The 24,843-nt window shown below is 72.7% G+C and carries 19 protein-coding genes, 1 pseudogene and 2 CRISPR repeat arrays; of the genes and pseudogenes, 3 read left to right on the top strand and 17 right to left on the bottom strand.

Going from position 1 to position 24,843, the window contains the following annotated elements; genetic code table 11:
* Positions 1-76: 76 nt before the first annotated feature.
* Positions 77-751, bottom strand: a complete 675-nt coding sequence (locus tag Q0994_RS20010) for a pyridoxamine 5'-phosphate oxidase family protein (RefSeq protein ID WP_299536846.1) — start codon at positions 749-751, stop codon at positions 77-79.
* Between the two features lie 331 nt (positions 752-1,082).
* On the opposite strand from Q0994_RS20010, the gene Q0994_RS20005 reads away from it, so the two are divergent.
* Complete coding sequence (locus Q0994_RS20005; RefSeq protein WP_299536844.1) at positions 1,083-1,955, top strand: universal stress protein; 873 nt, start codon at positions 1,083-1,085, stop codon at positions 1,953-1,955.
* A gap of 137 nt (positions 1,956-2,092) precedes the next feature.
* Positions 2,093-3,769, top strand: a complete 1,677-nt coding sequence (gene lnt, locus Q0994_RS20000) for an apolipoprotein N-acyltransferase (protein WP_299536841.1) — start codon at positions 2,093-2,095, stop codon at positions 3,767-3,769.
* 153 nt (positions 3,770-3,922) lie between these two features.
* Here the strand turns inward: lnt and Q0994_RS19995 are convergent, their stop codons facing one another.
* Complete coding sequence (locus tag Q0994_RS19995; protein WP_299536838.1) at positions 3,923-4,831, bottom strand: Gfo/Idh/MocA family protein; 909 nt, start codon at positions 4,829-4,831, stop codon at positions 3,923-3,925.
* A 261-nt stretch (positions 4,832-5,092) separates the two neighbouring features.
* Between Q0994_RS19995 and Q0994_RS19990 the strand changes: the two genes are divergently transcribed.
* Positions 5,093-5,530 (top strand): hypothetical protein, encoded by a 438-nt coding sequence (locus Q0994_RS19990; RefSeq protein WP_299536835.1) that lies wholly within the window; start codon positions 5,093-5,095, stop codon positions 5,528-5,530.
* 168 nt (positions 5,531-5,698) lie between these two features.
* Here the strand turns inward: Q0994_RS19990 and Q0994_RS19985 are convergent, their stop codons facing one another.
* The 15 genes and pseudogenes from Q0994_RS19985 to cas3 form a co-directional block, all read right to left on the bottom strand.
* On the bottom strand, positions 5,699-6,175 hold the full coding sequence (locus tag Q0994_RS19985; protein ID WP_299536833.1) for a hypothetical protein: 477 nt from the start codon (positions 6,173-6,175) through the stop codon (positions 5,699-5,701).
* Between the two features lie 273 nt (positions 6,176-6,448).
* Positions 6,449-7,135, bottom strand: coding sequence for a uracil-DNA glycosylase (locus Q0994_RS19980; protein WP_299536831.1), 687 nt, complete (start codon positions 7,133-7,135; stop codon positions 6,449-6,451).
* 86 nt (positions 7,136-7,221) lie between these two features.
* Positions 7,222-8,802, bottom strand: coding sequence for an ABC transporter substrate-binding protein (locus Q0994_RS19975; protein ID WP_299537268.1), 1,581 nt, complete (start codon positions 8,800-8,802; stop codon positions 7,222-7,224).
* 116 nt (positions 8,803-8,918) lie between these two features.
* Positions 8,919-9,674 carry an SDR family oxidoreductase gene (locus tag Q0994_RS19970; RefSeq protein ID WP_299536829.1) on the bottom strand — a complete coding sequence of 252 codons (756 nt, stop codon included), beginning with the start codon at positions 9,672-9,674 and terminating at the stop codon, positions 8,919-8,921.
* Positions 9,675-9,694: 20 nt separating this feature from the next.
* Positions 9,695-10,456, bottom strand: a complete 762-nt coding sequence (gene fabG, locus Q0994_RS19965) for a 3-oxoacyl-ACP reductase FabG (RefSeq protein WP_299536826.1) — start codon at positions 10,454-10,456, stop codon at positions 9,695-9,697.
* A 435-nt stretch (positions 10,457-10,891) separates the two neighbouring features.
* Positions 10,892-11,275 carry a DUF3037 domain-containing protein gene (locus Q0994_RS19960; RefSeq protein ID WP_299536823.1) on the bottom strand — a complete coding sequence of 128 codons (384 nt, stop codon included), beginning with the start codon at positions 11,273-11,275 and terminating at the stop codon, positions 10,892-10,894.
* Positions 11,272-12,150 (bottom strand): HipA family kinase, encoded by an 879-nt coding sequence (locus Q0994_RS19955; RefSeq protein WP_299536820.1) that lies wholly within the window; start codon positions 12,148-12,150, stop codon positions 11,272-11,274. The genes Q0994_RS19960 and Q0994_RS19955 overlap by 4 nt, the downstream gene beginning before the upstream one ends.
* Positions 12,151-12,389: 239 nt before the next feature.
* Positions 12,390-13,761: direct repeats of the CRISPR family, unit length 29 nt; unit sequence CGACCCACCTCCGCTCGCGCGGAGAGCAC.
* A 17-nt stretch (positions 13,762-13,778) separates the two neighbouring features.
* Positions 13,779-14,090, bottom strand: coding sequence for a type I-E CRISPR-associated endoribonuclease Cas2e (gene cas2e, locus Q0994_RS19950; RefSeq protein ID WP_299536818.1), 312 nt, complete (start codon positions 14,088-14,090; stop codon positions 13,779-13,781).
* Positions 14,091-14,115: 25 nt separating this feature from the next.
* Positions 14,116-15,033 carry a type I-E CRISPR-associated endonuclease Cas1e gene (gene cas1e / locus Q0994_RS19945; protein WP_299537265.1) on the bottom strand — a complete coding sequence of 306 codons (918 nt, stop codon included), beginning with the start codon at positions 15,031-15,033 and terminating at the stop codon, positions 14,116-14,118.
* A 71-nt stretch (positions 15,034-15,104) separates the two neighbouring features.
* On the bottom strand, positions 15,105-15,770 hold the full coding sequence (cas6e, locus tag Q0994_RS19940; protein ID WP_299536815.1) for a type I-E CRISPR-associated protein Cas6/Cse3/CasE: 666 nt from the start codon (positions 15,768-15,770) through the stop codon (positions 15,105-15,107).
* A complete protein-coding gene (gene cas5e, locus Q0994_RS19935) occupies positions 15,767-16,633 on the bottom strand; it encodes a type I-E CRISPR-associated protein Cas5/CasD (protein WP_299536812.1) in 867 nt (288 codons plus the stop codon). The genes cas6e and cas5e overlap by 4 nt, the downstream gene beginning before the upstream one ends.
* Positions 16,630-17,811: a type I-E CRISPR-associated protein Cas7/Cse4/CasC gene (cas7e, locus tag Q0994_RS19930; RefSeq protein ID WP_299536810.1), complete on the bottom strand. Its 1,182-nt coding sequence runs from the start codon at positions 17,809-17,811 to the stop codon at positions 16,630-16,632. The genes cas5e and cas7e overlap by 4 nt, the downstream gene beginning before the upstream one ends.
* A 158-nt stretch (positions 17,812-17,969) precedes the next feature.
* Positions 17,970-18,716, bottom strand: coding sequence for a type I-E CRISPR-associated protein Cse2/CasB (locus tag Q0994_RS19925; RefSeq protein ID WP_299536807.1), 747 nt, complete (start codon positions 18,714-18,716; stop codon positions 17,970-17,972).
* The gene (casA, locus tag Q0994_RS19920) at positions 18,713-20,317 is read right to left on the bottom strand and encodes a type I-E CRISPR-associated protein Cse1/CasA (RefSeq protein ID WP_299536804.1); all 1,605 of its coding nucleotides are present in this window, start codon (positions 20,315-20,317) and stop codon (positions 18,713-18,715) included. The genes Q0994_RS19925 and casA overlap by 4 nt, the downstream gene beginning before the upstream one ends.
* A gap of 184 nt (positions 20,318-20,501) precedes the next feature.
* Positions 20,502-23,582: pseudogene (gene cas3 / locus Q0994_RS19915) on the bottom strand (CRISPR-associated helicase Cas3').
* Positions 23,583-23,729: 147 nt separating this feature from the next.
* Positions 23,730-24,795: a CRISPR direct-repeat array (repeat unit 29 nt; unit sequence GTGCTCTCCGCGCGAGCGGAGGTGGGTCG).
* Between the last annotated feature and the right edge of the window lie 48 nt (positions 24,796-24,843).

Raw genomic sequence — 24,843 nt, 5'->3', positions numbered from 1 at the left:
CCCCCGCCGCCGACGGCGGACCGTATGCCGGAGGACCCGTCGTGGGACAGGTCCTCCGGCACACGGCGTTCTCGCGTCAGGTGCGGATGCGACGACCGGACAGCACGTCCGGCTCGACGACGATCCAGGTCCGTCGGAACGGGTCGGGCCACGGACGGCTGAAGGCCGCGGAGTCGAGACGCTCCGCCTCCCCGGAATCTGTGACCCGTCGGGCCCGGCCCACCGCCAGCACGTTCCAGCCGGCGCTCATCACCTCGTCGATCCGGTCGGCCTCGAAGGCGACGTCCTGCCCCTCGGCTGCGGCCAGCACGCCGTGCCTCCGGGTGCGGAAGGCGAGTGCGCCGTCCGGCGTGACGCAGTAGTTGACCGGCAGGATCAGCGGCTCCCCCGAGGCGCCGCGCATCCCGATCCGGCCCACTCCGTGGCCGGCGAGCCGGCCCCAGCACTCATCGGGCGTCAGCGTTCCCGTCTCCGGCGATTCGGCGGCGGTCCCCCGGCCCGGAGCGGACTCCGACGCCCTGCCCCGCAGTTCGCCGAACGGGACTCCGAGAGCGGTGGCGATCCGCAGCAGCGCCGCGGTCGCGGGCTCGGCGCCCCCCTCCTCCACGTGCCGCAGGTAGCCGGGGTCGGCCCCGACCTCCCGGGCGAGTGCCTCGCGGCTGATTCCGGTCTCCTCCCGGCAGCGGGCGATGCGCCTCCCCACGTCGCTGCGGGCGGCGCCGGGTCGGCTGAACAGGGAAACGGCGGACATGGTGTGCCTCCTGGGACGTTTCGTGCGGCGCGGTCACGGCGTGCTGCCCCCGGGCCCGCGGGCGCGGACACGCGTGCAGAGGTGCCTGCCCCGGCCCGCCGACGCCGCACAGGGTCCGAGGTCCCGGCCGTCGGGGTCCGGAGTCCCGGCCGGAACGGACCACCGGTCCCGCCGGGCGGCCGCACGGCCGGCCACGGAACGGGCCGGGCGGGGTGCGACGGATTCTCGGGAGCCGCTCCCGTGCCCGCTCCCGTGCCTGCTGCCTCCGCCCCTCGCGTCCGGGCCCCGCAGGCACCAGGCTGGGAGGGAGAACCGTGATCCCGGAGGCCCCATGAGTAGCGAAAAGCAACCGATCGTGTCCGCAGTGGACGGTTCCCCGCACAGTTGGACCGCGCTGGAGTGGGCCGCCCGTGAGGCGGTGCGGCGCGGGCTTCCGCTGACCGTGGTGCACGTGCGGCCGCTGACCCGGCGCACCGTTCAGGAGGAACAGCTGCGGGAGTCCGACGACCTCCTCGCCGAGGCCGTGCGCAGGACCGCCGCCGTCGCCCCTGATCTGCGCCCCGGCACCCTGGCCCCCCTCGACTTCCCGGCGGCGGCGCTGATCGCGCTCGGCCGGGACGCCGCGATGGTGGTGCTCGGCTCGCGGGGACTGGGTGGCTTCCGCTCCCTGATGCTCGGCTCCAACAGCCTGGCCGTGGCGTCCATGGCCACCTGCCCGGTCGTCGTGGCGCACAGCGGGCGCCGGGACGAGAACGGGACGGACGGGGGCGGCGAACCGGCCGGCTTCCCCGACATCGTGGCCGGGGTGGCGGCGGACGAGACGAGCGACGCCGTGCTGGACTTCGCGTTCACCACCGCCGACACCCGGCCCGGCGCCCGGCTGCGGGTCGTGCACGGCTGGACCATGTTCTCCTCCATGCTCGCCGGCGGTCCCGTCTTCGACCGGGACGCGGCCGGGAACGCCGTGGGCCGCAGCCTCGCGGAACTGACGGCCGGCTGGCAGTCCCGGTTCCCCGGCGTCGAGGTCGTACGGGAGCCCGTGAGCGGCTCGGCCGGCCGGACGCTGGTGACGGCGTCCGCGACGGCCGCACTGACCGTGGTGGGGCGCCGCCGGGGTGGCGAGTCGCTGGGCCTCGGCCTCTCCCCGGTCGCGCAGACCACCGTCACCCACGCGCTGGGCCCGGTCGCCGTCGTGCCCTGCTGAGCACGGGCCCCCAGGGGTGGATCATGCGTACCGGGGCACGCATCCGGTGAGGCGCGCCGCTCCGGGGCGGGTGCGCGGGCCGGGAGGCCGCCCTTGGACAGGCACGGCGGTGAGCGACGACAGGAGGCCGGGACGAGATGCGGGAGATCACCGGAGCGGTACCGATCGTCCCCGGCGGGCGCGGGCGCGCACTGCCCGCCTCCGGGCCGGTGCGCTGGGCCGCCGCCCTGGTGGCCGGAGCGCTGCCGGCCCTCGCCTTCCCCGCCCCGTCCCTGTGGTGGTGGGCGTACGTCGCGCTGGTGCCCTGGATCCTCTTGGTCCGCTCGGCGGACGGCGCCCGGCGGGCCGCGTACGACGCGTGGCTGGGGGGCGCCGGCTTCATGATCGCGGTGCACCACTGGCTGCTGCCGAGCCTGCACGTCTTCCTCGTCCTGCTGGGCGCCCTGCTCGGGGTGCTCTGGGTGCCGTGGGGCCTGCTGATCCGCCGGGCGCTGGCCGGCACCCCGTCGGTCCGCCGCGCCGCGGCGGCCGTCGTGGTGGTGCCCGCGGGCTGGCTGCTGGCGGAGCTGGTCAGGTCGTGGCAGGGGCTCGGCGGCCCGTGGGGGCTGCTGGGGGCCTCGCAGTGGCAGGTGCCGGCCGCCCTGGCCGCGGTGTCGGCCGGCGGGGTGTGGCTGATGAGCCTCGTGGTGGTGGCGGTGAACACCGCGGTGGTCCTGCTGATCGTGGGCCGCGGACTCCGCGCGGTGGGTGCGGTCGCGCTGCTGGGGTGCGCGCTGCTGCTCACCGCGGCCGTGTCCTGGGCGCCCCGGCCCGGGTCCGCGGGCACCGCGAGCATCGCCGTCGTCCAGCCGGGCGTGGTGGGCGGTCCGGACAGCGTGGAACGGCGGCTGGCCCGCGGCGAGGAGCTGACCCGCTCGCTCGCCGGACAGGACCTCGATCTGGTGGTGTGGGGCGAGAGCAGCGTCGGCCTGGACCCGGCGCACAGCCCCCGCACGGCGGCCCGGCTCGCCGCGCTGTCCCGGCTCACCGGGGCGTATCTGCTGGTCAACGTGGACGCCCGGCAGAACGGCACGGCGGGCACGGCGGGTTCCGGCGGCGCGGAACCCGCGGGCATCTACAAGTCCGCCGTCCTGGTGGGCCCGGACGGCCCCACCGGCCCGCGCTACGACAAGATGCGGCTGGTGCCGTTCGGCGAGTACGTCCCGGCGCGCGGCCTGCTCGGATGGGCCACCTCGGTGGGCCGGGCGGCGGGTGAGGACCGGCTGCGGGGCACCCGGCCGGTGGTCATGCCGCTGCCGGGCGGCGGACCGGCGCTGGGCCCGTTGGTCTGCTTCGAGACGGCCTTTCCGGACATGGCAAGGCGGTTGACCCGCGACGGCGCGCGGGTGCTGGTCGCGCAGTCGTCGACCTCGACCTTCCAGCACAGCTGGGCGCCGCTCCAGCACGCCTCCCTGGCGGCCCTGCGCGCGGCGGAGAACGGCCGCCCGATGGTGCACGCCACGCTCACCGGCGTCAGCGTGGTGCACGGCCCGGACGGCGCACGGGTGGGCCCGGCCCTCGGCACCGGTACCGAGGCCGCCGCGCGTTACGAGGTACCGCTCGCCGACGGCACCACCACCCTCTACGTCCGGTTCGGCGACTGGGCGGTGTACGGGGCGCTGCTGGCGCTCGGCCTGTTCTGCGCGGCGGACCTGCTGCGTCCGGGCCGCTCGCGTGGCTCGTCCGGCCTGGCGTCGTCGGGCCGGGTCTCGTCGCGCCCGGCGTCGTCGGGCCGCTCGCGGTGGGGACGCGCGTCGTCGGGGCGTACGCCGTAGCCCCGCGCGGCGGAGGACCCGCGCGGGGCCGGGTGGTGCCGGGTGGTGCCGGGTGGTGCCGGGTGGTGCCGGGTGGTGCCGGGTGGTGCCGGGCCCGTTGGCGTAGGCCCCTGCATGGTGGCCTACGCGCCGTCCGGCGGGGGTACGGGCCGATCAGGACGACGCTTGTGCCAGGGCTTCCCGGACCACGCGCTCGCACAGTTCGTGGGTGGCGAGGGCGTCGCGGGCGCTGAGGGTGCGTCCGGCCCGCACGGCGTCGAGGAAGGCGGTCACGCACCCCTCGATGCCCCGCTGCCGGGCGACCGGCACCCAGTCGCCACGCCGTCGCAACGTGGGCTGGCCCTTGTGGTCGACGATGTCGGACAGGTTGAGGACCTGGCGCTTGGTGTCCTGACCGGAGACTTCGAGGATCTCCTCGGTGGAGCCGTTGAGCCGGTTCATCATGCCGAGGGCGGTGAAGCCGTCGCCGGAGAGGTCGAGCACGACATGGTGCATCAGCCCGTCCACGATCCTGGCCCGCACCGACATCCGGTCCACCGGGCCGGGGACGAGGAACCGCAAGGTGTCGACCACGTGGACGAAGTCGTCGAAGACCATGGTCCGCGGGTCCTCGGGCAGCCCCACCCGGTTCTTCTGGAGCAGGATCAGCTCGCGGGCGTGGTCGGCGCACCGGACGTAGCCGGGGGCGAACCTGCGGTTGAACCCCACGGCGAGGCTGACGCCCCGCTCCTCGGCCCGCTCGACCAGCGCGGTCGCCGCGTCGAGGTCGTACGCGAGCGGCTTGTCCACGAAGGTGGGCACCCCGGCGTCGAGGAGGCGGCCGGCGATCTCGGGATGGACGACCGTCGGCGCGTGCACGAAGGCCGCGTCGAGATCTTCGGCGAGCAGGCCGTCGAGCGTGGTGTGTCGCCGCTCCGCGGGGACCCGGTACGCCTCGCCCACCGCGTCGAGGGTGGCGGGGGTACGGGTGTGCAGGTGCAGCTCGATCCCCGGCAGGGTGCTCAGCACCGGCAGGTAGGCCTTCTGCGCGATGTCACCGAGTCCGATGCAGCCGACCTTCACGGGTGTCTCCGCCTTTCGCGAGGGGGTGGGCGCGCCCGGATCGGTCCGTCGCCCGGGGCAGCATACGTCGGGCCCCCGCGCGGCCACCCGGCCGACGGCCTCCCCGGAGCGGGCGCCCGGCACACCCGTACGCGGCACGGCCGCGACGGTGCGGCTCCCCGCGCGGGCGAACGGGGCCGGGGCGCTGACCGGGTCACTCGTGCGGGCCAATCAGGCGTTCCCGCCTCCCGCCGGCCCCTCGACGCACCGCAGAGTTACCGGGTGCAGCGAACCCGAATCACCGTGACCGCCCTGCTGGGGACGGCCGTGGCCGCGCTCTCCGGATGCGTCTCGGTCACCCCCGGCCCGGCGAACGTGCCCGTACCCCGGCCCGCGGCCACTGCGGCGGGCGAGATGGACCCGCAGGTCCTCGAAGAGCCCGGCCGGGAGTCCCTCGGCGCCCTTCCCGATCCGACGCCCTCCGCCTCCTCCGCGCCGCCGGAGACGCGTCCGCTCCCCGGCACCACCCGCCCGGCCCGAGACCGCCCGGCGGACCCGCCGGCGCCCCCGCGCCGGCCCCGGCCGGCCCCGCCCGCGCCGCCGCTGCCCCGCGTGCTCCGTCCGGCCGTGCCGGTGGACGTGTGCGCGCTGGGGCGAGGGGTCGGCCGGTGGCCGGCCGGCAGCCCACAGGCCCGGATCTGCGAGAGCGTGTACGGCTGACGGCCCGCCTTCGCGGCCCGTGGGGCCGGTGGGACGCCGCACCCGCCGGAGCGCCGGGCCGCCGGGCTGCACGGACGCGCCGGGACGCGGGACGCCGGGCTGCACGGACGCCCGGTGTCCAGGCGTCCGGACGTCCGGACGTCCGGCGAAGCGGGCCGGAGTAGGGCCTCAGTGTTCGTGGCGCATCGTCCGTTCCAGCCGGTCGATCGCGTCCCGCACCCCGCCGTCGTGCCCCGCGTGGTCCAGGCCCCGGGCCGCGGCTCTCGCCCGGTCGAGGTGGTCGCGGGCGGCGTCGGGGCGGTGCAGGCGGAGGTAGTCCGCGGCGAGGTTGAGGTGCAGGGACGGGTACAGGGAGCGGACCGCCGAGAAGTCCCGGTGCTCCCCGTCCCGACCGTCGGCGAGCGCGCCGGCGGCGGTCAGGGCCCGCAGGTCCCAGGCCAGTTCGTCATCCGGGTCGTCCTGAGCGTCGGCCATGTAGTGGGCGAGGGTGCAGCGGTGCAGCGCGTCGCCGTGCTCGCCGATCTCCGACCACAGCATGCCGAAGCGGTTCCGGGCCTCCTCGCGGTCGCCGCCGTGCAGCAGTATGACCGCCTGCCCGATCCTGGTCATGACGGCTTCCCGGGAAGCCTCCTGCTGCTCCGTCACTGGGCTCTCCTCGGATCCATCCGCCGGCCGCCGATGGCACGGGCGCCGGGGCCGGTGGGACGAACCGACCATAACCGCAGCCGTCCCCGATGCCGCCGAGGTGCGCCCGCACGGCCTGTCAGCCCGCCGGGCCCGGCCGCGACCGCCCACCGGACCCGGCGCGGGCCCCGCCGGGCCGCCGGAGTACGGGCCGGGGCGCCGGAGCGGAGGTGCGGAGGCGGTCGGTCGGTGCGGGAGCGCCGGGGTGCCGGGGGCGGGGTGCCGATGGTGGGCTCAGCCGAGATTCGGGATGCGCCAGTCGATCGGGTCGTGACCCTGGGCCGCGATCGCCTCGTTGATTTGGGTGAACGGGCGCGAGCCGAAGAACTTCTTCGCGGAGAGCGGCGAGGGATGGGCGCCCTTCACCACGATGTGCCGCTCCTGGTCGATCAGCGGCAGCTTCTTCTGCGCGTAGTTGCCCCACAGGACGAAGACGGCCGGGTCGGGCCGGGCGTCGACCGCCCGGATCACGGCGTCGGTGATCTTCTCCCAGCCCTTGCCCTTGTGCGAGTTGGCCTCGCCGCCGCGCACCGTGAGGACCGCGTTGAGCAGCAGCACGCCCTGCTCGGCCCAGGGCATCAGATAGCCGTTGTCCGGGACGGGCAGGCCGAGCTCCTCCTGCATCTCCTTGTAGATGTTGCGCAGCGAGGGCGGCGTCTTCACACCGGGCCGCACGGAGAAGCAGAGCCCGTGGCCCTGCCCCTCCCCGTGGTACGGGTCCTGGCCGAGGACGAGCACCTTCACCCGGTCGTACGGCGTGGCCTCCAGCGCTGCGAAGACCTGGTCGCGCGGCGGGTACACCGGACCCTTGGCGCGCTCCTCCTCGACGAAGTCCACGAGTTCCTTGACGTAGGGCTTCTGCAGTTCTTCGCCGAGGACGCCGCGCCAGGACTCGGGCAGCAGCAGGTCGGTGTCGGTCACGAGGACAACCTCCGGAAAGCGTTCGGTTCTTGTGAACAGAACCTACCGGGGGCCACTGACAACGCCTGCCGCCCGCCCTCTCCCACCTACCAGCTCGCCTTGCGGTACAGCTCCCACATCTGCATGACCGTCTGCGGGTCGAGGGCCCGCTCGCCGCCGCCGATGTCCTCGCCCGCGGCCACGTACAGCTTGCCCTGCCACAGCGGCAGCAGCCGGACGTCCTTCACGAGGATCTGCTGCGCCCGCTCGAACTGCTTGCTGACGGCGCCCCGGTCGCTCTCCTTGCGGGAGGAGGGGAGCAGCTCGGAGGTGATCTCCTTGCTGAGGTAGGGGGTGCCGGTGACGCTCTCCGGGCCGACGAAGGGGGCCACGAAGTTGTCGGGGTCCGGGAAGTCCGGGAACCAGCCTCGGCCGAACACCGGGTACTTCCCCGCGTTGAAGCCCTCCTGGAAGGTCTTCCAGGGCGCGCTCTGCAGGGTGATCTCGAACAGCCCGGACTCCTCCAGCTGCCGCTTGATCTCCTTGAACTCCGGTTCGGTGGCCGAGCCGTAGCGGTCGGTGGTGTACCAGAAGGTCATCTTGACCGGCGCCGTGATGCCGGCGTCCTCCAGTGCCTCGGCCGCCTTCTCCGGGTCGGGGTCGCCGAAGACGTCGAAGAAACTGGTGGCGTGGGTGGCGATGCCCTTGGGGATCATGGAGTACAGCGGTTCGGCGGTGCCCTGGTAGACCTTGGCGACGAGCGCGTCCCGGTCGATCAGCCGGGCCACCGCCTCCCGGACGGCGGGCTTGCCGGCGGCGGGGTCCTTAGGGTTGAAGACGAGGAAGCGGATGTCGGCGCCGGTGGACTCGACGATCTGCAGACCGTTGTTGTCCCCCTTGTCGTCCTCCAGGCCGACGACCTCGTCGGCGGTCAGGCCGCGGTAGGTGGCGTCGATCTCCTTGGCTTTGAGCGCCTTCACCATCGCGTCGGACTGCTCGAAGTACCGGATGGTCACGCCGTCGTTCTTGCGGTCCGCGAACCCCTTGTACTTCGGGTTCTTGGTCAGCTCGGACGACACGCCGCTCTCGTACGAGTCGAGCACGTACGGGCCGGAGCCCGTCACCCCGTCGCCCTCGCGCAGCTTGTCCTCGGGGTACTCCCCCGGCGCCACGATCGACATGGCGGGGGTGGCGAGGACGAACGGGAAGGTCGCGTCCGGCTTGTTGAGGTGGAAGACGACGATGTCGTCGCCCTTGGTCTCCACCCGGTCCAGCGAGCCGAGCAGGCCCAGCGGGCCGCCCTTGGCGGCTATCTTCACGATCCGGTCGATGGAGTACTTCACCGCTTCGGCGTCGAGCTTCTCGCCGTTGGAGAAGGTGAGTCCGCTGCGCAGCTCGCACCGGTAGGCCATGCTCGTGGAGTCCGTGAAGACGCAGTTGTCCGCGGCGTCGGGCTCCGGCTTGGTGGTACCGGTGGGGAAGGCGACCAGCGTCTGGAAGACGTTGCGCATCAACTCCCAGGAGTTGTCCCAGGCACCCGCCGGATCCAGGGTCGAGGGCGAACTCGTGGTTCCGACGGAGAGGTGCTGGTCGACGTCCGATCCGCTGTCGCCGATCAGGCCGCAACCGGCCAGCAGGGAAAGGGATGCAAGGGCTGCGGCCGCCCGCAGACTGGCCCGGTAGAACACGTGCACGCTCCTCGATCAGCCGTGGGTCGGCAGACCATACCGCAGAGCCCCGCCGGTCCAATCACCAGGCCCGGCAGGGCTCTTGAGTCATTCGGTGGCAAAGTGGCGCAGGACTCTCATCCCACGCCGGCATTCAGGAAGATTCCCCCGTCGACCACGAGGGTCTGGCCGGTGATCCACCCGGACTGCTCCGAGGTCAGGAAGGCCGCCGCGCCGCCGATGTCCTCGGGAACGCCCAGGCGCGCCATGGGGTACGAGGCCGCGGCCTCCGCCTCCCGGCCCTCGTACAGCGCCTCGGCGAACTTCGTCTTGACCACGGCCGGAGCGATGGCGTTGACTCGCACCAACGGGGAGAACTCGTGCGCCAGTTGGAGCGTGAGGTTGACCATGGCGGCCTTGCTCACCCCGTAGGCGCCGATGAACGGCGAGGCCGAGAGACCCGCCACCGAGGCGATGTTGACGATCGTGCCGCCGTTCTGGCTCTGCCACGCCTTCCAGGTCTGCTGGGCGAAACCGAGGGCCGAGATGACGTTGGTCTCGAAGACCTTGCGCGCCACGTCGAGGTCGAGATCGGCGATCGGGCCGAACACCGGGTTGGTACCGGCGTTGTTGACGAGGTGGTCGATCCGGCCGAACGCCTCCATGGTGCGTTCCACCGCCTCGACCCGGTGCGCCGCATCGTGAGCCTTGCCGGGGACGGCGATCGCACGGTCGGAACCGAGCTTCTCGACGGCCGCCTTGAGTGCTTCCTCGCCGCGCCCGGTGAGGCACACCCGGTCGCCCCGGGCCACCAGCGCCTCGGCGATGCCGTAGCCGATGCCCCGGCTGCCGCCGGTGATGAGCGCGACCTTGCCGCTGTCCTGCACAGTCATGATGTCCGTTGCCCTTCGGGTCAGTTGAGCGGTCCGCCGGCGACGTACATGACCTGACCGGAGACGAAGCCCGCGTCGTCACCGGTGAAGAAGGCGATGGCGTTGGCGATGTCCTCGGGGAAGCCGACGCGCTGCACCGGGATCTGGGTGGCGGCGGCAGCCTGGAACTCCTCGAAGCCCATGCCGACCCGGGCAGCGGTCTGCGCCGTCATCTCGGTGACGATGAAGCCGGGAGCGACGGCGTTGGCCGTGATGCCGAACTTGCCGAGCTCCTTGGCGAGCGTCTTGGTGAATCCCTGGAGGCCGGCCTTGACCGCGGCGTAGTTGGCCTGCCCCCGGTTGCCGAGCGCGGAGGAGGAGGACAGCGAGACGATCCGGCCGAACTTCGCGTCGACCATGTGCTTCTGCACGGCCTTCGCCATGAGGAACGCGCCCTTGAGGTGGACGTTCATCACGATGTCCCAGTCGGACTCGCTCATCTTGAAGAGCAGGTTGTCGCGGAGCACGCCCGCGTTGTTCACGAGGATGGTCGGAGCGCCGAGTTCGGCGGCGACCCGCGCGACGGCGGCCTCGACCTGGGCGCTGTCGGAGACGTCGCAGCCGACGGCGAGGGCGGTGCCCCCGGCGGCGGTGATCTTCTCGACCGTGTCCTTGCAGGCCGCCTCGTCGAGGTCGAGTACGGCGACGGCGCGGCCCTCGGCCGCGAGTCGGACGGCGGTGGCAGCGCCGATGCCCCGCGCCCCTCCGGTCACGATGGCGACACGCTGCTCGGTGGTGGTCATCCTTGGCTCTCCTCGCCCTGAGATCGCGGCCCGGCGGCCGACGGCCCCCGTCGGACCGACAAGGCCCGGGAGACTGAGCGACCGCTTAGTACCTTCATCGCACGTGACGCTAGAAGCCCTGGCACCCGGTGTCAACGGCCCGGCGGCGAGGGGGCGCATGTCACACTCCCCCGGCGCGCCGGACGGGGGTGCGGGAGGCGGGCGGGGGACGGGTTCGGAGGAGGCCGGGGAGGGGCCGGGGGCCGGGGCGCGCGGGTACGGGGGCGTGCGGAAGCGCGTGGGCTCGGAGGGCGTGCGGACGCGCGTGGGCCGACGGCATGTCACCGCCGGGGGCGGACTCCCGTACGGGGTCCGCCCACAGCGGTCGCGGCGGTCGCGCCGGTCTTGGCGGTCACGGCGGTCACGCCGGTCTCGGCGGTCGCGGCGCCCGCACCGTCAGCGGACCAGGAGAGCCAGCAGCCGCTCGATCTCGGCGGCCGGGTCGAGAGTGAGACCGGTGTGCACCGGTCCCGGCTGGACCACGGTCGACCGGGGAGCCACCAGCCAGCGGAAGCGCCGGCCCGCGTCGTCGCCTGCCGCCTGCCCGGCGATCTCCCCGCCGGAGCAGATCCGCTCGACGCCGTACAGGGCGGCGCGCACCCCGGCGACATCGGCGGCCGGGTCCAGCACCGCCAGCTTGCCCTCGTCGAGGTGGGTGCGGGCGGCGACGAAGGAGTGCGCCCGGCTGTAGACGACGACGCCCGCGTTGAAGCACTCGCCGCGCTCGACCCGGGGGACGACCCGTAGCAAGGCGTACTCGAAGACCGTGCGCGCGCTCATCGGCCGCCCTCCCCTTCGGTACCGGCCGCCGAGGACCGGCCGTGCTCCACGTCGCGCGCCCTGGGGGCCAGGCGTTCGACGAGCCAGCCGGGCGCTCGGGACGGGCCGCCCGTGGCGGCCGGCGCATCCTGGACGATCCGCTCGTGCACGGTCGCGGCGCGGGCCAGCAGCGGCTCCACGTAGGCGCGGCGCAGGGCGTCGGTGGAGTCGAACCCTGGCTCGTCGGCGAGCCACGCGTCGGGCACGTCGGCGGCCACCGCGGTGAGCAGCTCCTCGGTGACCAGCGGGGCCAGCTCGGCCGCAGCGGCGGCGATGTCTGGCGCGAACGGAGCCAGTACGTGGTCGGAGGCGTTGTACGGCTTGGCGGCCGACGCCTGCGCACCGGGCCAGTTGTGGTGCCAGATCATCGTCGCACCGTGGTCGATCAGCCAGACGTCGCCGTGCCAGACGAGCATGTTGGGGTTGCGCCAGGACCGGTCGACGTTGTTGATGAGCGCGTCGAACCACACGATCCGGCCCGCCTCGACGGAGTCCACCTGATAGGCCAGCGGATCGAACCCGATCGAACCGGGCAGGTAGTCCATCCCCAGGTTGAGCCCGCCGCTCGCCTTCAGCAGCTCCTGCACCTCCTGGTCCGGCTCGCCGAGCCCGATGACGGGGTCCAGCCACATCGTGACCAGCTCCGGCACCTGCAGCCCCAGCCGCCGCGCGAGCTGCCCGCAGATCACCTCGGCCACCAGCGTCTTACGCCCCTGCCCGGCGCCGGTGAACTTCATGACGTACGTCCCCAGGTCGTCGGCCTCGACGATCCCGGGGAGCGAACCACCTTCACGCAGGGGCGTGACATAGCGGGTCGCGGTTACTTCAGTCAGCACTTTCCCAGGCCATCCATCTCTTCTACGCCCACGGTAGCTGGGTACACCCAAGGGGGGTGCAATCGTGAGGATCGCGTCGATCAACCCCAGGAAAATCTGGGAAGATCCAACCAGCCACCGCCCCGTCCACCGCTCCCTGAGCAGCCCGTCGGCAGCCGCGCGCCCTCCGCTTCCGGGCATGGAGTAAGCATAGTAACCGAGGGTGACCATGGACGAAGAGTGCCCCGAGCCACCACCCGCGTCCCACCTCAGCGCGCGCGGAGAGCACCACCAAGGGGTGCCGCTTGGTTCGTGATGAACCGACCCACCTCCGCTCGCGCGGAGAGCACCGCCGCCAGTCGTCGGCCCGCACCCCCTTGACCGACCCACCTCCGCTCGCGCGGAGAGCACTCGGGCACGATCGCCCCGGCCGCACCGGCGTCCGACCCACCTCCGCTCGCGCGGAGAGCACGCGGGTCTCTCCCGCCATGACGTCGTCGTCGCCGACCCACCTCCGCTCGCGCGGAGAGCACCGCCGGATCTGGCAGCACAAGATCGTGCGCGACGACCCACCTCCGCTCGCGCGGAGAGCACGCCCGCGGGCCCTGTGCGTCAGGCGATCCTCTCGACCCACCTCCGCTCGCGCGGAGAGCACTGAGGGTCTCGGCGTCGTCGGCCAGGGTGCGGAGACCCACCTCCGCTCGCGCGGAGAGCACGAGCACGCCCAGGGCCAGGGCGCGGATGTTGCCGACCCACCTCCGCTCGCGCGGAGAGCACCCAATCCCTGGTCGAGCTGCCGTCGCCCCAGACGACCCACCTCCGCTCGCGCGGAGAGCACCCGAACCGTGTCGCCCGGTACGTTCGCGGCGTCGACCCACCTCCGCTCGCGCGGAGAGCACGCTGCGGCCGGGTGCGCTGTCGTGGGATGCTGCGACCCACCTCCGCTCGCGCGGAGAGCACGCCTCGCCCGTCATGGCCTTCATCGTGAACGGCGACCCACCTCCGCTCGCGCGGAGAGCACTTCGTTACCGGCTGAGACCAAACCGTAATACGCGACCCACCTCCGCTCGCGCGGAGAGCACAGCTCCACGAGACGGCCCAGGAGGTCTCCGGCCGACCCACCTCCGCTCGCGCGGAGAGCACCCAATCCCTGGTCGAGCTGCCGTCGCCCCAGACGACCCACCTCCGCTCGCGCGGAGAGCACTCCCTGACGTCCTCGACAGCGTCCTGCACACGCGACCCACCTCCGCTCGCGCGGAGAGCACGTTCACGGACGGCACCCGGTGGGTCACGACCGCGACCCACCTCCGCTCGCGCGGAGAGCACACCGACTCCGACCGGTCCGCCGTGATCCGGAACGACCCACCTCCGCTCGCGCGGAGAGCACACGATGGACCCGTTCACCGGGCCCCAGGCGCCCGACCCACCTCCGCTCGCGCGGAGAGCACATCGTCGCCACATAGGCGGCGAGGAGCGTGGGCGACCCACCTCCGCTCGCGCGGAGAGCACGACAGGGAGACAATTCCCTGATCCACGGCCATCGACCCACCTCCGCTCGCGCGGAGAGCACTTCGCGCTGCCGTGCCGCACCCCGGGGGGGAAGCGACCCACCTCCGCTCGCGCGGAGAGCACCTTTTTGACCTGGGGCGTTAGGCCGGGTTTGCCAGTTCTTGACCTTCGCGGCGGAAGGCGATCAGGGTGAGGCCGTCGAAGTCGATCGGGGTGCGGCGGCGGGTGCCGGCGGTGCGGAGTTGGAAGCCCTGTTCGTTGTCGGCCGGGTGCGCGAGGACGGCGAGGCCTTCGTCGGCGCAGGCGGAGACTGCGGCCCAGAGTTCGTCGCGAACCTTGGCGGAGACGGTGCCGACGTAGAGCTCGGGAGTGACCTCGAGCAGCCAGCGTGTCACGGCGCCGCGCAGGTGGTCGGGGACGGCGGTGGCCGAGATGACGATCATCGACGACACGGGCCGCGCCCTTCCGTTGGGCGGGTCATGTCTGGTTCCCGTGGTTCACACCGGCGGGTACGGAGCCGGCGGCGGGGTCCCACAGGTCGACGAGCTGTTCCTCGGGGTCGGGGCATTCGTAGGTGTGATCGGGATCCAGCAGTTGCTGGATGTCGGTGACGATGCGAGGCAGCAGCTGGAACAGGCGCAGTTCGTGCCGGAAAGAGCGGCGTGCCTCGCCTTCGGGGTCTCTGGAGGCGTGAAGGGAGAAGGCGAGCGGGATGGTCAGTTCGGCCTTGTAGAGGTCGGCGACGTCGTACACGAACGCCTGCTGGTTCCCGCTGTGGACGAACCCGAGGGCAGGTGAGCAGCCGAGGGCGGTGATGGCTGCGTGCACGATCCCGTAGAGGCAGGTGTTGGCGGAGGACAGGGCGAGGTTGACGGGGTCCTGCGTGTCCCAGGAGTCGGGGTCGTAGGCACGTCGGAAGCGCCCGATCTTGTACTGGCGGGCCAGGAGTTGGTAGTGCGACTTGACGCGTTGGCCCTCCATGCCGCGTAGTCGGTCGAGGTTGGTTCCTTCGGTCGCGGTGCCGTCGCCGAAGCGGAGTTCGTACATGGCTCTGGCGACGGCGAGGCGCTGGGTGTCGTCCGCCCAGGCGCGGGTCTGCCGTTCCAGCCACCGGGTGGTGAGTGATTCGGGGACGGCTGCCGAATAGCAGCGGACGCCTCCCGAGCCGGTGGTGACGACGGTGGTGCCGTTGCGGGCGAAGGTGGCCAGCGCGCGTGAGGTGATGGAGGTGCCGGGGCCGAGGAGTACGCAGTTGAGCGCCGCGGTCGGCAGGTAGACGGTGTCCGTTCCGTGTTGTTCGCTGGTGACTTCCGCGCAGACCCCGGTGTCGTCCTGGTGGATGCGGACGATGTCCAGGTACAGGAAGGACAGGGAGTCGGCGACGCGCGGAAGCATGGCGACCGTGGGGGCGGCGAGTCTGCGCCGCGCGTTGCCGGTGGTGAGGGGCCTGCCGGTGGCGCGTGGACTCACTGGGGCTGCCTCGCCGGGGCGATGCTGAGGAGCCCGCACCCGTACGCCTTGCCGCGCCCGATTCCGTTGAGCAGGGCGGTCTTGAGCTGGTCGGTGTCGATGATGGCGGCGGTGCCGTCGAACTGGGTTCGGGCGTGCCGGACGCGCTGGGGAGCGGACCCTCGGGGGCGGCGTTCTCCTCCGGCGGCGTCCAGGGGTTGGGCGGGCCGGTGCGTGAGCGGTTTGAGTCCGGAGCGGTCGGCCTGCCGGAGCCACCATTCGTCGGCGGCCGCGCCGGTGAGGGGGACGACGGCCTTGAGGTCGTAGAGCGCCCGGGTGGTGGCGCCGGGTTTCCGGACCGGGCTCGCCACGCATCGGTAATGGACGGTGAGTCCGGGCCTGATGGCGTCCATGAGCGCGTCGAGCCGGCGGGTGAGGGCGGTGCCGTAGCCGTCGGGAAGTCGGCCGGTGTCCGGTTCGTGGGTGGACTGGACGAGGATGTGCGGGCCCTGCGGGGTGTCCTCGCCGCGGAAGAGGACGCCGAACCGGGCGCGGGGGTCGGGGCCGGCGTCGGACGGGAAGAGGCTCATGACGCGCCGGTGCGTGCCGACGGCGTCGGCGAGGTCGCGGCGGGCGTACTGGGAGCGGGTGTCGGGGACGATGCGGGTGAGCCAGAGCGTCATCGCCGGCCCCCTTCGGTGGTGTCGAGCCGGGTGTCGAGGTACTGGCGCAGAGCGCGGAGTTGGTGGACGCCGAGCCCGGCGAACTGGTCGTGGGGCAGCAGCAGGGTGCGCCGGTACAGCGGCCGGGCGCGGTAGGCGCGGCGGATCGGGTGGTAGCTGACCGGCTGGTCGTTGAGTTCCGAGGAGGGGTGGGAACCGTCCTCATCGGTTCCGGTGGTCATGTGCGCGGGGGCGGGCAGGTGGGTGAGCGGGCGGTCGGCGAGGAACTCCACCGGCTTGCCCGCCGGCTCCGTGGTGCGGGCCTGCCGGGCGGCGAGGGGCAGGTGCAGGAGGTGGTGCAAGGCGTCGTCGCTCCTCCCGATCAGTACCGGCCCCTCGGGCGGGCAGGAGCGTCGCCCGAGGTGCAGGGACCAGCGGGGTGCGCGGAGTGCTTCGGCGCACAGGCCGAGGAGCGCCCGGTCGCCGGCGGTGGCCCCTGGGGTGGTGAGGGCGACGGTGAAGGCGGCGTCGGCGAGGTAGTGACGGTGGGTGAGGAGGGTGCCGGTGTCGCCGGGGCGCTTCTTGCCCTCGGCGGTGGTCACGGTCGCCTTGGCGGGCAGGCCGCCGCCGACGGTGTGCAGGTCGCGCAGCAGCACGCCGGGGCGGTCGGTGCGCACGGTCAGGCGCAGACCGGTGAGGTCGTCGATGGGCTGGTCGCGGCGGCGGCCGAGGGCGGAGGCGAGCATGCCGATGACGCCGGAGCGGGTCGGGAAGGCGGCGGTGTCCCGTTCGTTGAAGTGGCTGTGCAGGCCCCAGGACTGCAAGGGCCCGGTGAGGCGCAGCAGCAGCCCGGGTTCGGGGGCGGGAAGCGTAGCGGTGGTCATGCCGCGCCGCCGGGGCGGGTGGCGAGGGCGCTGGTGAGGGCGGCGTCGATGAGGGCGTCGAACCCGGCGTGCCGGGTTCCGAGTCCGTCGAGGTCCTTCTCGTCCACGCCGGCCCAGCCGGCGGTGAGGATGGCGCCGGTGCCGAGGAGGCCGTTGGCGACTTCGGCGTACTCGGCCAGGGTCGTGCGGGCGCGGCCCGCGAAGCCGCCCTGGCCCGCCGCGGAGACGGGGCTCTCGAACGCGGCGGCGTAGGACAGCGGCCGGTCGGTGCGCACGGAGATGTGGGCGAGGTCGGGGATGGTGTGCGGGGCGGTGGAGTTCTTCTTCGCCTGGGGCAGCGACAGGATGAACGCGCTGAGGAACGCGGCGGTGAGCTCGCGGAGTTCGCCGGGGTTGCCGCCGATGTTGCGGGCGAGGTCGCGGAGGTCGATGGTGGCGTACCGGTAGAAGGTGCCGGCGCTGAACTCGGTGTGGCCCACGTGGCCGCTGCCGGTCTGGTCTCCCCAGGTGGCGGTGACGTCGTCCACGGCGGAGAAGTAGTCGAGTTCGACGTCGGTCTCGTGCGTGGTGAGGGCGTGCGCGACCTGGACGGCGCCGTCGACACCGGCGTTGTCCACTTCCGCGAGCATGCGGCCGAAGAGGTTGATGACGCCGTTGCGGGACCGCAGCACCGCCTCGACCCTGTCCGTGGGCAGGACGCTCTTGTCGGCGGGCTTCTTGATGTCCTTCGCCGCTTCCAGGGCGGCACGGTGTTCCTCGGCCAGGCCGGCGAGTTCGGCCACGGCCGACTCGGGGACGTAGACCATCGCGTTGGTGAGCACCTTGTTCGTGACGGTCTGCTTGGGGTCCTTCGAGTCCTTCGCAAGTTCGAACTTGATGCTGCTGGCCGCCGCCGTGTGCGCTCCCGCCCGCTCCGCGAGCCCTTGCGGCCAGCCACGTTCCTCGGCCAGGAGGTGGGTGACGCGCTCGCCGATGCGCCGGGTGCGCAGCGCGGCCTGGCCGATGCGGCTCTCGAACTCGCCGCGGACGGCGCGCTTCCAGGACTGGCTGCTGACGCGGGTGCGCAGTACGCCGCCGTACTGGACCGTCTTCACGGAGTTCGTGTCGTCCCGGTTGAGGTTGGCGAACGGGACGCTCTGGACGACGTGGATGTCGATGAAGCGGGCGGCCATGTCCATGGTGTGTGTCTCCTTCGTGCGGAAGTACGGCGGTGCGGAACGGAACGTCGGTGGTGTGACCGGGTCGGGAACGAGGTGCGGCGCACGGGGCGCGGCGCACGCGGTACGGAACGCGGGGGTACGCGCTACGGGGCACGGGGGCCCTGCGGCGGAAGCGGTCAGGGCGTGTGGGGGGCGCCGGCCGCCTCCGCCACGAGTTCCTCCTCGTCGCCGGCGTCGGCCAGCCGCGCCGTGGCCTTTCCGCGCAGTCGGTAGTAGTCCTGGAGCCAGGTACGCGAGATCCGTCCCGACCGCGTGCGCCACGTGCCGAGGTCGTCGAGGAGCCGCACCCAGTCGATGTCCACGCCGAGCGACCGCAGGTACCCGACGGAGGCGGGCAGGTGCCGGTGCAGGCCGTTGAGGCTCTGACGGGTCAGGAGGTTGAGCCGGCTCTCCGCGGTCCCTTCCCGCATCTCCTTCTCGCGTCCGGGGCCTTCGGTGACCGCCACGGCGAACGCGGTACCGAGGCTCACCCCACTCCGCCGCGTCGTGCCGGGGGCCTGCGGCGTCTCGTCCGGACCCTCCGGGTCGTCGGCCGCGTCGTCCCGTGCTGCCGGTGCGCTGCGCGGCTGGGCGGCGATCATCGCGGCGACCGCGTAGTACGCCCGCTGCACGTCGTCCGAGGTCCGCTGCGCGGGCAGCCACGTGGCGACCAGGCGGTGCATGCGGTGCACCGCGTCCAGGTCCTTGCGCAGCCCGCTGCGCAAGGCGCTGCGGGCTCCGGGATCTTCACGGCAGAGCCGCTCCATCTCCCTGACGAACGACTGCGCCCGGGTTCCCCGCACATGGCCCTGGTGCGGAACCGTGGCGGCGGCCACCGGCGCACCGGCGGTTTCCGTGGCGGCGGGAGAGGGTGTGGTGGTCATGCGCTGTGCTCCTTGGTCTGCGCGCGGGGTGCGGGCACGGGCTGTCGGCGCTTGGGAGTGCCGCCGTAGAGGTCGTTGCGTGCCTGTGAGACGGCCTTCGCGCCGCGCAGGGTACGGGTGACGGGCGCCGTCACGGCGTCATACGCCTCCTCGGCGAGGCGGACGAACGCGCGCCGGGTCGCCGCCGGGTCGAACCCTCCGTCCGGCACCTCGCCGGTGCGGTCCAGGAGTCGGAACCGGGCCCAGAACTCCGCCTCGGCACGCGGCCAGTACCGGGCACCGGCCTGCGCCGCCCAGGCAGCGCCGTCGGCCTTGGCGTCCTGCACATAGGCGGACCAGGCCCGTTTGACCGCCCGGTCCAGGCGGCGCCCGTACAGTTCGCCGTACTGCCGCAGGCGCCCGACGGCGGGGACGGTGCGGGGGTCGTTGGCCTCGGCGTGGCCGAGGACGGCCGGGGTGCTCGCGTCGACGAACTGGGTGTCCTTGGCCTGGCCCTCCTGGTCGAAGCCGAGCGCGCGCACCCGCAGGTCGTCGAAGCCCTCGGACATCGAGTCGAAGACGCGCGGCTGCCGGGGGTGCGCGTGGCCCGCAGGCGGGTTCTGGAGCAGCAGGGCGTCCAGGTCCCGCCAGAGTGCCCGGCCGGCGTCGGCGGGCCGGGGATACCGGTTGCCCTGCTGGCTGGTCTGCCAGATGAGGTAGTCGTCCTCGCGCGGCATCCGCTCTCCCCGGTACGCCCAGGTGATGAACGCGTCCCGCACATGGCTGCCGTCCTCGTCCGGCAGCAGGAGCAACGCGTGCTGCGAGCGACCGGTGTGCCGGGAACGCGGCCCCCGGGACTCCCGCGGTGGCCGGTCGGGGTCCGGCAGTTCGTCCAGCTCCCACGGACACAGGTCCTCGGCGCCGACTACGGCGGCGTCCGGCGGTACGAGCCCGGCGAGCAGGGTCTCGAAGAGGGAGTCGCCCTCCGGGTGATAGGACAGCGCGGTCCGCAGCGGCCCGGCGGTGGCGCTCGCGCTCTTCATCCCGTTGACTTCGCGGGACGAACACCGCCCGGCCGGCCCGTAGTAGTGCCAGACCAGCAGGCTGAGGAACGCCTCGGGAGCGGTCGGCGGCACGGGCGCGGTGTCGGTGTCGTGTCGGAACCAGGAGTGGTTGTTGCCCGAAGGCCGGGTGACGATCAGCTTGTTGACCCCGGCGGTGTTGGCCGCGTCGCACTGCTCCGCCAGCCGCGGGTCCTGCATGAACGGCCGTCCGCCGGGTGCGAACAGGAAGAACCGGTCCGGATAGTCGTCGAAGTAGGCGTCGATCCCGTCGGACGGGAGCCGGCCGGCGTCGAACGCCTCCAGTCGGTGCTCGGCCCAGTCTTCGTCCGGGTCGGTCAGGCCGGCCACCTTCGCGGTGAGCGCGTACAGGATGCGGAGCAGGGCGGCGTGCGCGGGTGCGTCCGGGACGGCGAGAGCGGCGATCTCATGGCTGCGGAGCAGAAGTTCGCGCAGGCCCACCGTGTCCGGGAGCCCGTCCGGTCCGCGGACCGTGAGGCCGGGTCTCCAGCGCACGGGGACGCACGGTCGGTCGATCAGGTTGTAGGTGCCGGTCGGCATGGAGGTGTCCTGTCGTGATGCGGACGACGTGGGAGGCCGGAAAGGGTGCCGTGCGCGGTGCGTCCCGCGTCCTGCCCCACCGGAGGGGAGATGTTCGTGCGGCATGCGGACGCGAACTCCGCAGCGGAAGAGCGCACTTAAAAAGTAGCGGAAACGAGGAGGAGGTGTGATGGATTCGTGAAGGTCACTCGGTTTCGAGACCCAGGTCGGATATCGAGAGGGCGCGGCGCCCCTGCCGGGACACCCAGACGCCCGCCCCCGCCGGCCTCATGCGCAGTACGACGAGGTCACGCAGCGTGGGGTGCGTCCCCCAGCCCGCGGGAACCGTGTCCGCGAACTCGTCGCCCCGCAGCCACTGCCCCGGGACGGGTGCCACCCGTCGCGCGACGGCCGCCAACTCGGCTGCGCGGAGGCAGCCTTCTGGTCGGCTTCCCGTCGGGACAGAGATCCTGCCCGCCCGGTCGAGTGTCGCCCGGCCGTTCTCCTGCTCGTACAGGCAGAGGACCCGGCCGGTGTCGGCTCCGAGGCGGGTCGTCAGCAACTCCTCGGTCACTCCGGCGTCCCGCGCCGACAGCTTGCCGAGGTCGCCCCCGACATCCGCGGGGGCGCAGATGCTGGTCCAGTTCGCCAGGCTCCGCTCGGCCGCCTCGCCCGCCGCCCGTTCCTCGTCCATGCGGGCCAGTGCGTCACGGGCGGCCGCATCGGCCAGCCCGTCGACGAAGTCGTCTTCGTACACCTCGTCCACCAGCCGCTGCACATCGCCCGGAACGGCGATGCCGTCACCGGCACACTTATCCAGAAGCCGGGAGGTACGGACGAGCAAACCGGCGTCGTAGACACTCCCCCAGGTGCGGGGAGGCCGTCCGCCCGAAGCGTCGAGCGGGTCGAGGACCACCAGCTCCGGACTGTCCTCCGGGACCGCCCACACCGGCCGTCCGTGCGGGCCGCGGGAGTGCCGCCGAGCACGGCCGGCCCGCTGCAACAACTGGGCCAGCGGTGCGAGATCGCTGACCACCAGGTCGAAGTCGAGGTCCAGGGACTGTTCCACCACTTGCGTCGCCACCAGCACCGACGCCGGACGCACCGAAACGGGTCCCTCGCCCGGTTTCCCGTACGCGGCCTCGCAACGTGCCGTGATCGCGGCGCGCTCGTCGGCCGGGTAGCGGGAGTGCAGCAGTTCCACCCCACCCGGGCGCTCCGCCAGAGCGGGGAACGCCGCACAGACGTCCCGGTACGTCTGCTGCGCCTCGGCCACCGTCGTACAGCACACCAGTGCCGTCCCGCCCTCCGCCGCCACCGGTGCCAGCGCTTCCCGCAGCGCGGCACGCCGACCTCCCTCGCGAACCGGAGAACCAGCCGCTTCGGCGGTATCCCACACCACCGGCCGACGTGTCACCGTCAGCTTCCGCGCGCGGTCGCTCACCGTCCCTCGCGCCGCCGACACCTGCCCGGAGACACCGCTCACGTAGAGCCAGCCGGGATAACGCGGCACGGCGCCCGACGGCTCACGGAACCCAGCACCTCGCCGGTACGCGTCCACCAGCGACCCGGCCGAACGCCCCGTCAGCGTCGCCGACAACAGCACCACGGGGGCCCGCATCTCCCCCAGCCACTCCAGGAGCCGCAGGAGGAGCTGATGCATCCACGGCCCGTAGGCGTGCGCCTCGTCGACCACGAACACCTTGTCCGAGAGCCCGAACAGCCGCAGCACGTTGTACCTCAACGGCAGTACCGAGCCCAGCACCTGGTCGATCGTGCCCACACCCAGCGGGGCGAGCAGCCCGCGCTTCGCCCCCCGCAGCCACCCGTCCGCCTCGATCACCGTGCTCTTTCCGGCGCTGAAGAGTTCTTCGCGTCCGCCGGTCCGGTCTTCGGCGGCAGATCCAGCCTCTGCGGCCTCCCGGCGGTCGGCAACGGCAACGGCAACGGCAACGGCAGCCTCGGGATCCGCGAGGCGCGCGTCGCCCGCGGCGTCAGCGTCGGCGGCGGCGGCGGCGGCGGTGGCGGCGGCGGTGGCGGTGGGTACCTCCACACCGCTGCCGGGCAGATCGGCCGCTCCCTTCTCCGGTTCGGCGTCCGGGGCGGTCAGCCACGCCATCGAGTGCAGCAACATCAGCGCGCGTTCTCCGGACAACGCACGGGAGGCGTACTCCTTCACACGCGGCAGCATCGCGTCGGCCGTGCCCATCGTGGGCAGCGCGAAATAAACTCCTCGGGCACCGGAGGCCCGGCCCAGCAGAGAGGCCGCAAACAGCGCAGCCTCCGTCTTCCCGTCCCCGGTCGGCGCGGTGACCAGTACCAGTCCCGTTCCCCGCTGCCCCACCATGCCGGGCAGGTGGGCCACAAGATCACCTTGCAGGCTGTTGGGGGTGAACGGGAACATCGCGCCGAATGCCGTTACGGAGAACTGGGCCCGACCCAACCGCGCCGCCCGGACCCACTCCGGAGCGGCCAGCACCGCCCCCTTCCAGTGTGCATCGACCTCCGCCGCAGTCCCCGACCAACCAGGGGCGGGAATTCGGGGCTGGATCGCGGACGTCCGGCTCGCCAGCCAGTCCGCCACCACGACCAGCCCCGACACCACCACGGCCGACCCCGCCGGCAGTCCGCCCCGGGGGACCGCGAACGCTCCCACGGCCCGCCGGAGCGCCTCGAAGTGCGCCTGCCTCTGTTCGGACCACCCACTCCTGCCCAGGCCGGGGTTGTAATCCGCCGGGCGGGCGGCCTGTTTGGAGATCAGAACCTAGCCGAAGGAGCCATGGTGACCGCCCAGCAACTGCGCGACCTGATGCGCCACGGACTTCCGCAGGATGCGATCAACAGTGGGGTACCCCTCTTGACCGAGGAGTTCGTTGAGGGCCCAGTGGGTAGCGATCTCGTGCCGGAAGTCCTTCTCTCCCTCGGCGCCCGGCATGCTGGCGTAGCCGGGGTCGTCGCGAACGGGCCCGTAGCAATCGGGGACTTGAGCCTGGAACGGGGGCGACACCTTGCCGATGTCGTGCAACCCGGCCCAGAACGCCACCACCGAACGCGCCTCAGCCACATCGAGGCCGAGCGCCTCGGCGATCGTGGCCTTGACGCCGTCGCCCAGCACGACGTCCCACAGCACCTGGAACACAGCTGCGGTGTCCAGGAGATGACAGATCAGCGGATACGGGTGGGTCAGCCCGTGCTCCTTCCCCCACAACCGAACATCCAGCCCACAACCCCCCGAGGCCCCCGCCCCGCTACGCTCGTTCATACACACAGAGATAGCACCCCGCACTGACAGTCACCCCTAATAGCCCAAGTCCGAGACCGGTCGAGCGCCGGGCCGTACACTCGCTGCGCCGCGACGAAGGAACAAGACGCATGAACAACGGAACTAGGCAAAGGAATTGCAAAGCGCCCGAATAGGCACAGGTCGCGAAGGGTGCTCTCCGCGCGAGCGGAGGTGGGTCGTACGGGCTGACGCTGTGGCGGGAGCGCGGGTAGTGCTCTCCGCGCGAGCGGAGGTGGGTCGGTGTGTCTCCTCAGGTGAGTTGGCGGCGCACGGTGCTCTCCGCGCGAGCGGAGGTGGGTCGCCCAGTGGATGCGCGGCATGGCCCTGCACGCGGTGCTCTCCGCGCGAGCGGAGGTGGGTCGCGCCGCCCGTTCACGACCGGCCTGCTCCTCACGTGCTCTCCGCGCGAGCGGAGGTGGGTCGCTGGCGGTGAGCATGCCGCCGACCTCGCACGAGTGCTCTCCGCGCGAGCGGAGGTGGGTCCGAGGAGATCCGGCAGGCGATCTACGACGCGATGTGCTCTCCGCGCGAGCGGAGGTGGGTCGCGGCTCCAGTTCCAGCGGGGTGGAGACGCGGCGTGCTCTCCGCGCGAGCGGAGGTGGGTCGGCATCGATGCCAGTAGCACGCTGGTCGAGGAGGTGCTCTCCGCGCGAGCGGAGGTGGGTCGCCAGAGGGCAGCTCCGGGCAACGCACGCGCCAGTGCTCTCCGCGCGAGCGGAGGTGGGTCGCCAGGGCGGGGGAGATTTCTCCTCCCCCCTGTGTGCTCTCCGCGCGAGCGGAGGTGGGTCGATCGAGCAACTGCCCCCGCTCGCCGCGACTCCGTGCTCTCCGCGCGAGCGGAGGTGGGTCGGTGATCACCGGGGCCACGGTCCGCACCGCCGCGTGCTCTCCGCGCGAGCGGAGGTGGGTCGGTGGGGAACGTCAGCCAGCACCGGCCACCGCCGTGCTCTCCGCGCGAGCGGAGGTGGGTCGCCGCGCGATCACGAGTTAGTCAGGAAAACCGCGTGCTCTCCGCGCGAGCGGAGGTGGGTCGCCGCTGACAGAGGACGCGGTGTCGGCGGCGAAGTGCTCTCCGCGCGAGCGGAGGTGGGTCGCAGCTTGCGGCCGAGCTGAACGCCGCCTGAACGTGCTCTCCGCGCGAGCGGAGGTGGGTCGCGGGTGTCGAGCAGGATGAACTTGCCCACGGTGTGCTCTCCGCGCGAGCGGAGGTGGGTCGCGGGTGTCGAGCAGGATGAACTTGCCCACGGTGTGCTCTCCGCGCGAG

Origin of the sequence: uncultured Streptomyces sp., from assembly GCF_947488945.1 — a bacterium.
Classification (GTDB): domain Bacteria; phylum Actinomycetota; class Actinomycetes; order Streptomycetales; family Streptomycetaceae; genus Streptomyces.
Note: the sequence above shows the minus strand (reverse complement) of the source record. Positions and strands in the feature narration are given on the sequence as shown.

Coding starts and splice junctions, on each gene's coding strand:
- lnt (WP_299536841.1), top strand. CDS start 2,093: ATGCGGGAGATCACCGGAGCGGTACCGATCGTCCCCGGCGGGCGCGGG.
- Q0994_RS19970 (WP_299536829.1), bottom strand. CDS start 9,674: ATGACTGTGCAGGACAGCGGCAAGGTCGCGCTCATCACCGGCGGCAGC.
- Q0994_RS20010 (WP_299536846.1), bottom strand. CDS start 751: ATGTCCGCCGTTTCCCTGTTCAGCCGACCCGGCGCCGCCCGCAGCGAC.
- Q0994_RS19925 (WP_299536807.1), bottom strand. CDS start 18,716: ATGACCACCACACCCTCTCCCGCCGCCACGGAAACCGCCGGTGCGCCG.
- cas7e (WP_299536810.1), bottom strand. CDS start 17,811: ATGGACATGGCCGCCCGCTTCATCGACATCCACGTCGTCCAGAGCGTC.
- casA (WP_299536804.1), bottom strand. CDS start 20,317: ATGCCGACCGGCACCTACAACCTGATCGACCGACCGTGCGTCCCCGTG.
- fabG (WP_299536826.1), bottom strand. CDS start 10,456: ATGACCACCACCGAGCAGCGTGTCGCCATCGTGACCGGAGGGGCGCGG.
- Q0994_RS20005 (WP_299536844.1), top strand. CDS start 1,083: ATGAGTAGCGAAAAGCAACCGATCGTGTCCGCAGTGGACGGTTCCCCG.
- cas6e (WP_299536815.1), bottom strand. CDS start 15,770: ATGACGCTCTGGCTCACCCGCATCGTCCCCGACACCCGCTCCCAGTAC.
- cas1e (WP_299537265.1), bottom strand. CDS start 15,033: ATGCTTCCGCGCGTCGCCGACTCCCTGTCCTTCCTGTACCTGGACATC.
- Q0994_RS19960 (WP_299536823.1), bottom strand. CDS start 11,275: ATGAGCGCGCGCACGGTCTTCGAGTACGCCTTGCTACGGGTCGTCCCC.
- cas5e (WP_299536812.1), bottom strand. CDS start 16,633: ATGACCACCGCTACGCTTCCCGCCCCCGAACCCGGGCTGCTGCTGCGC.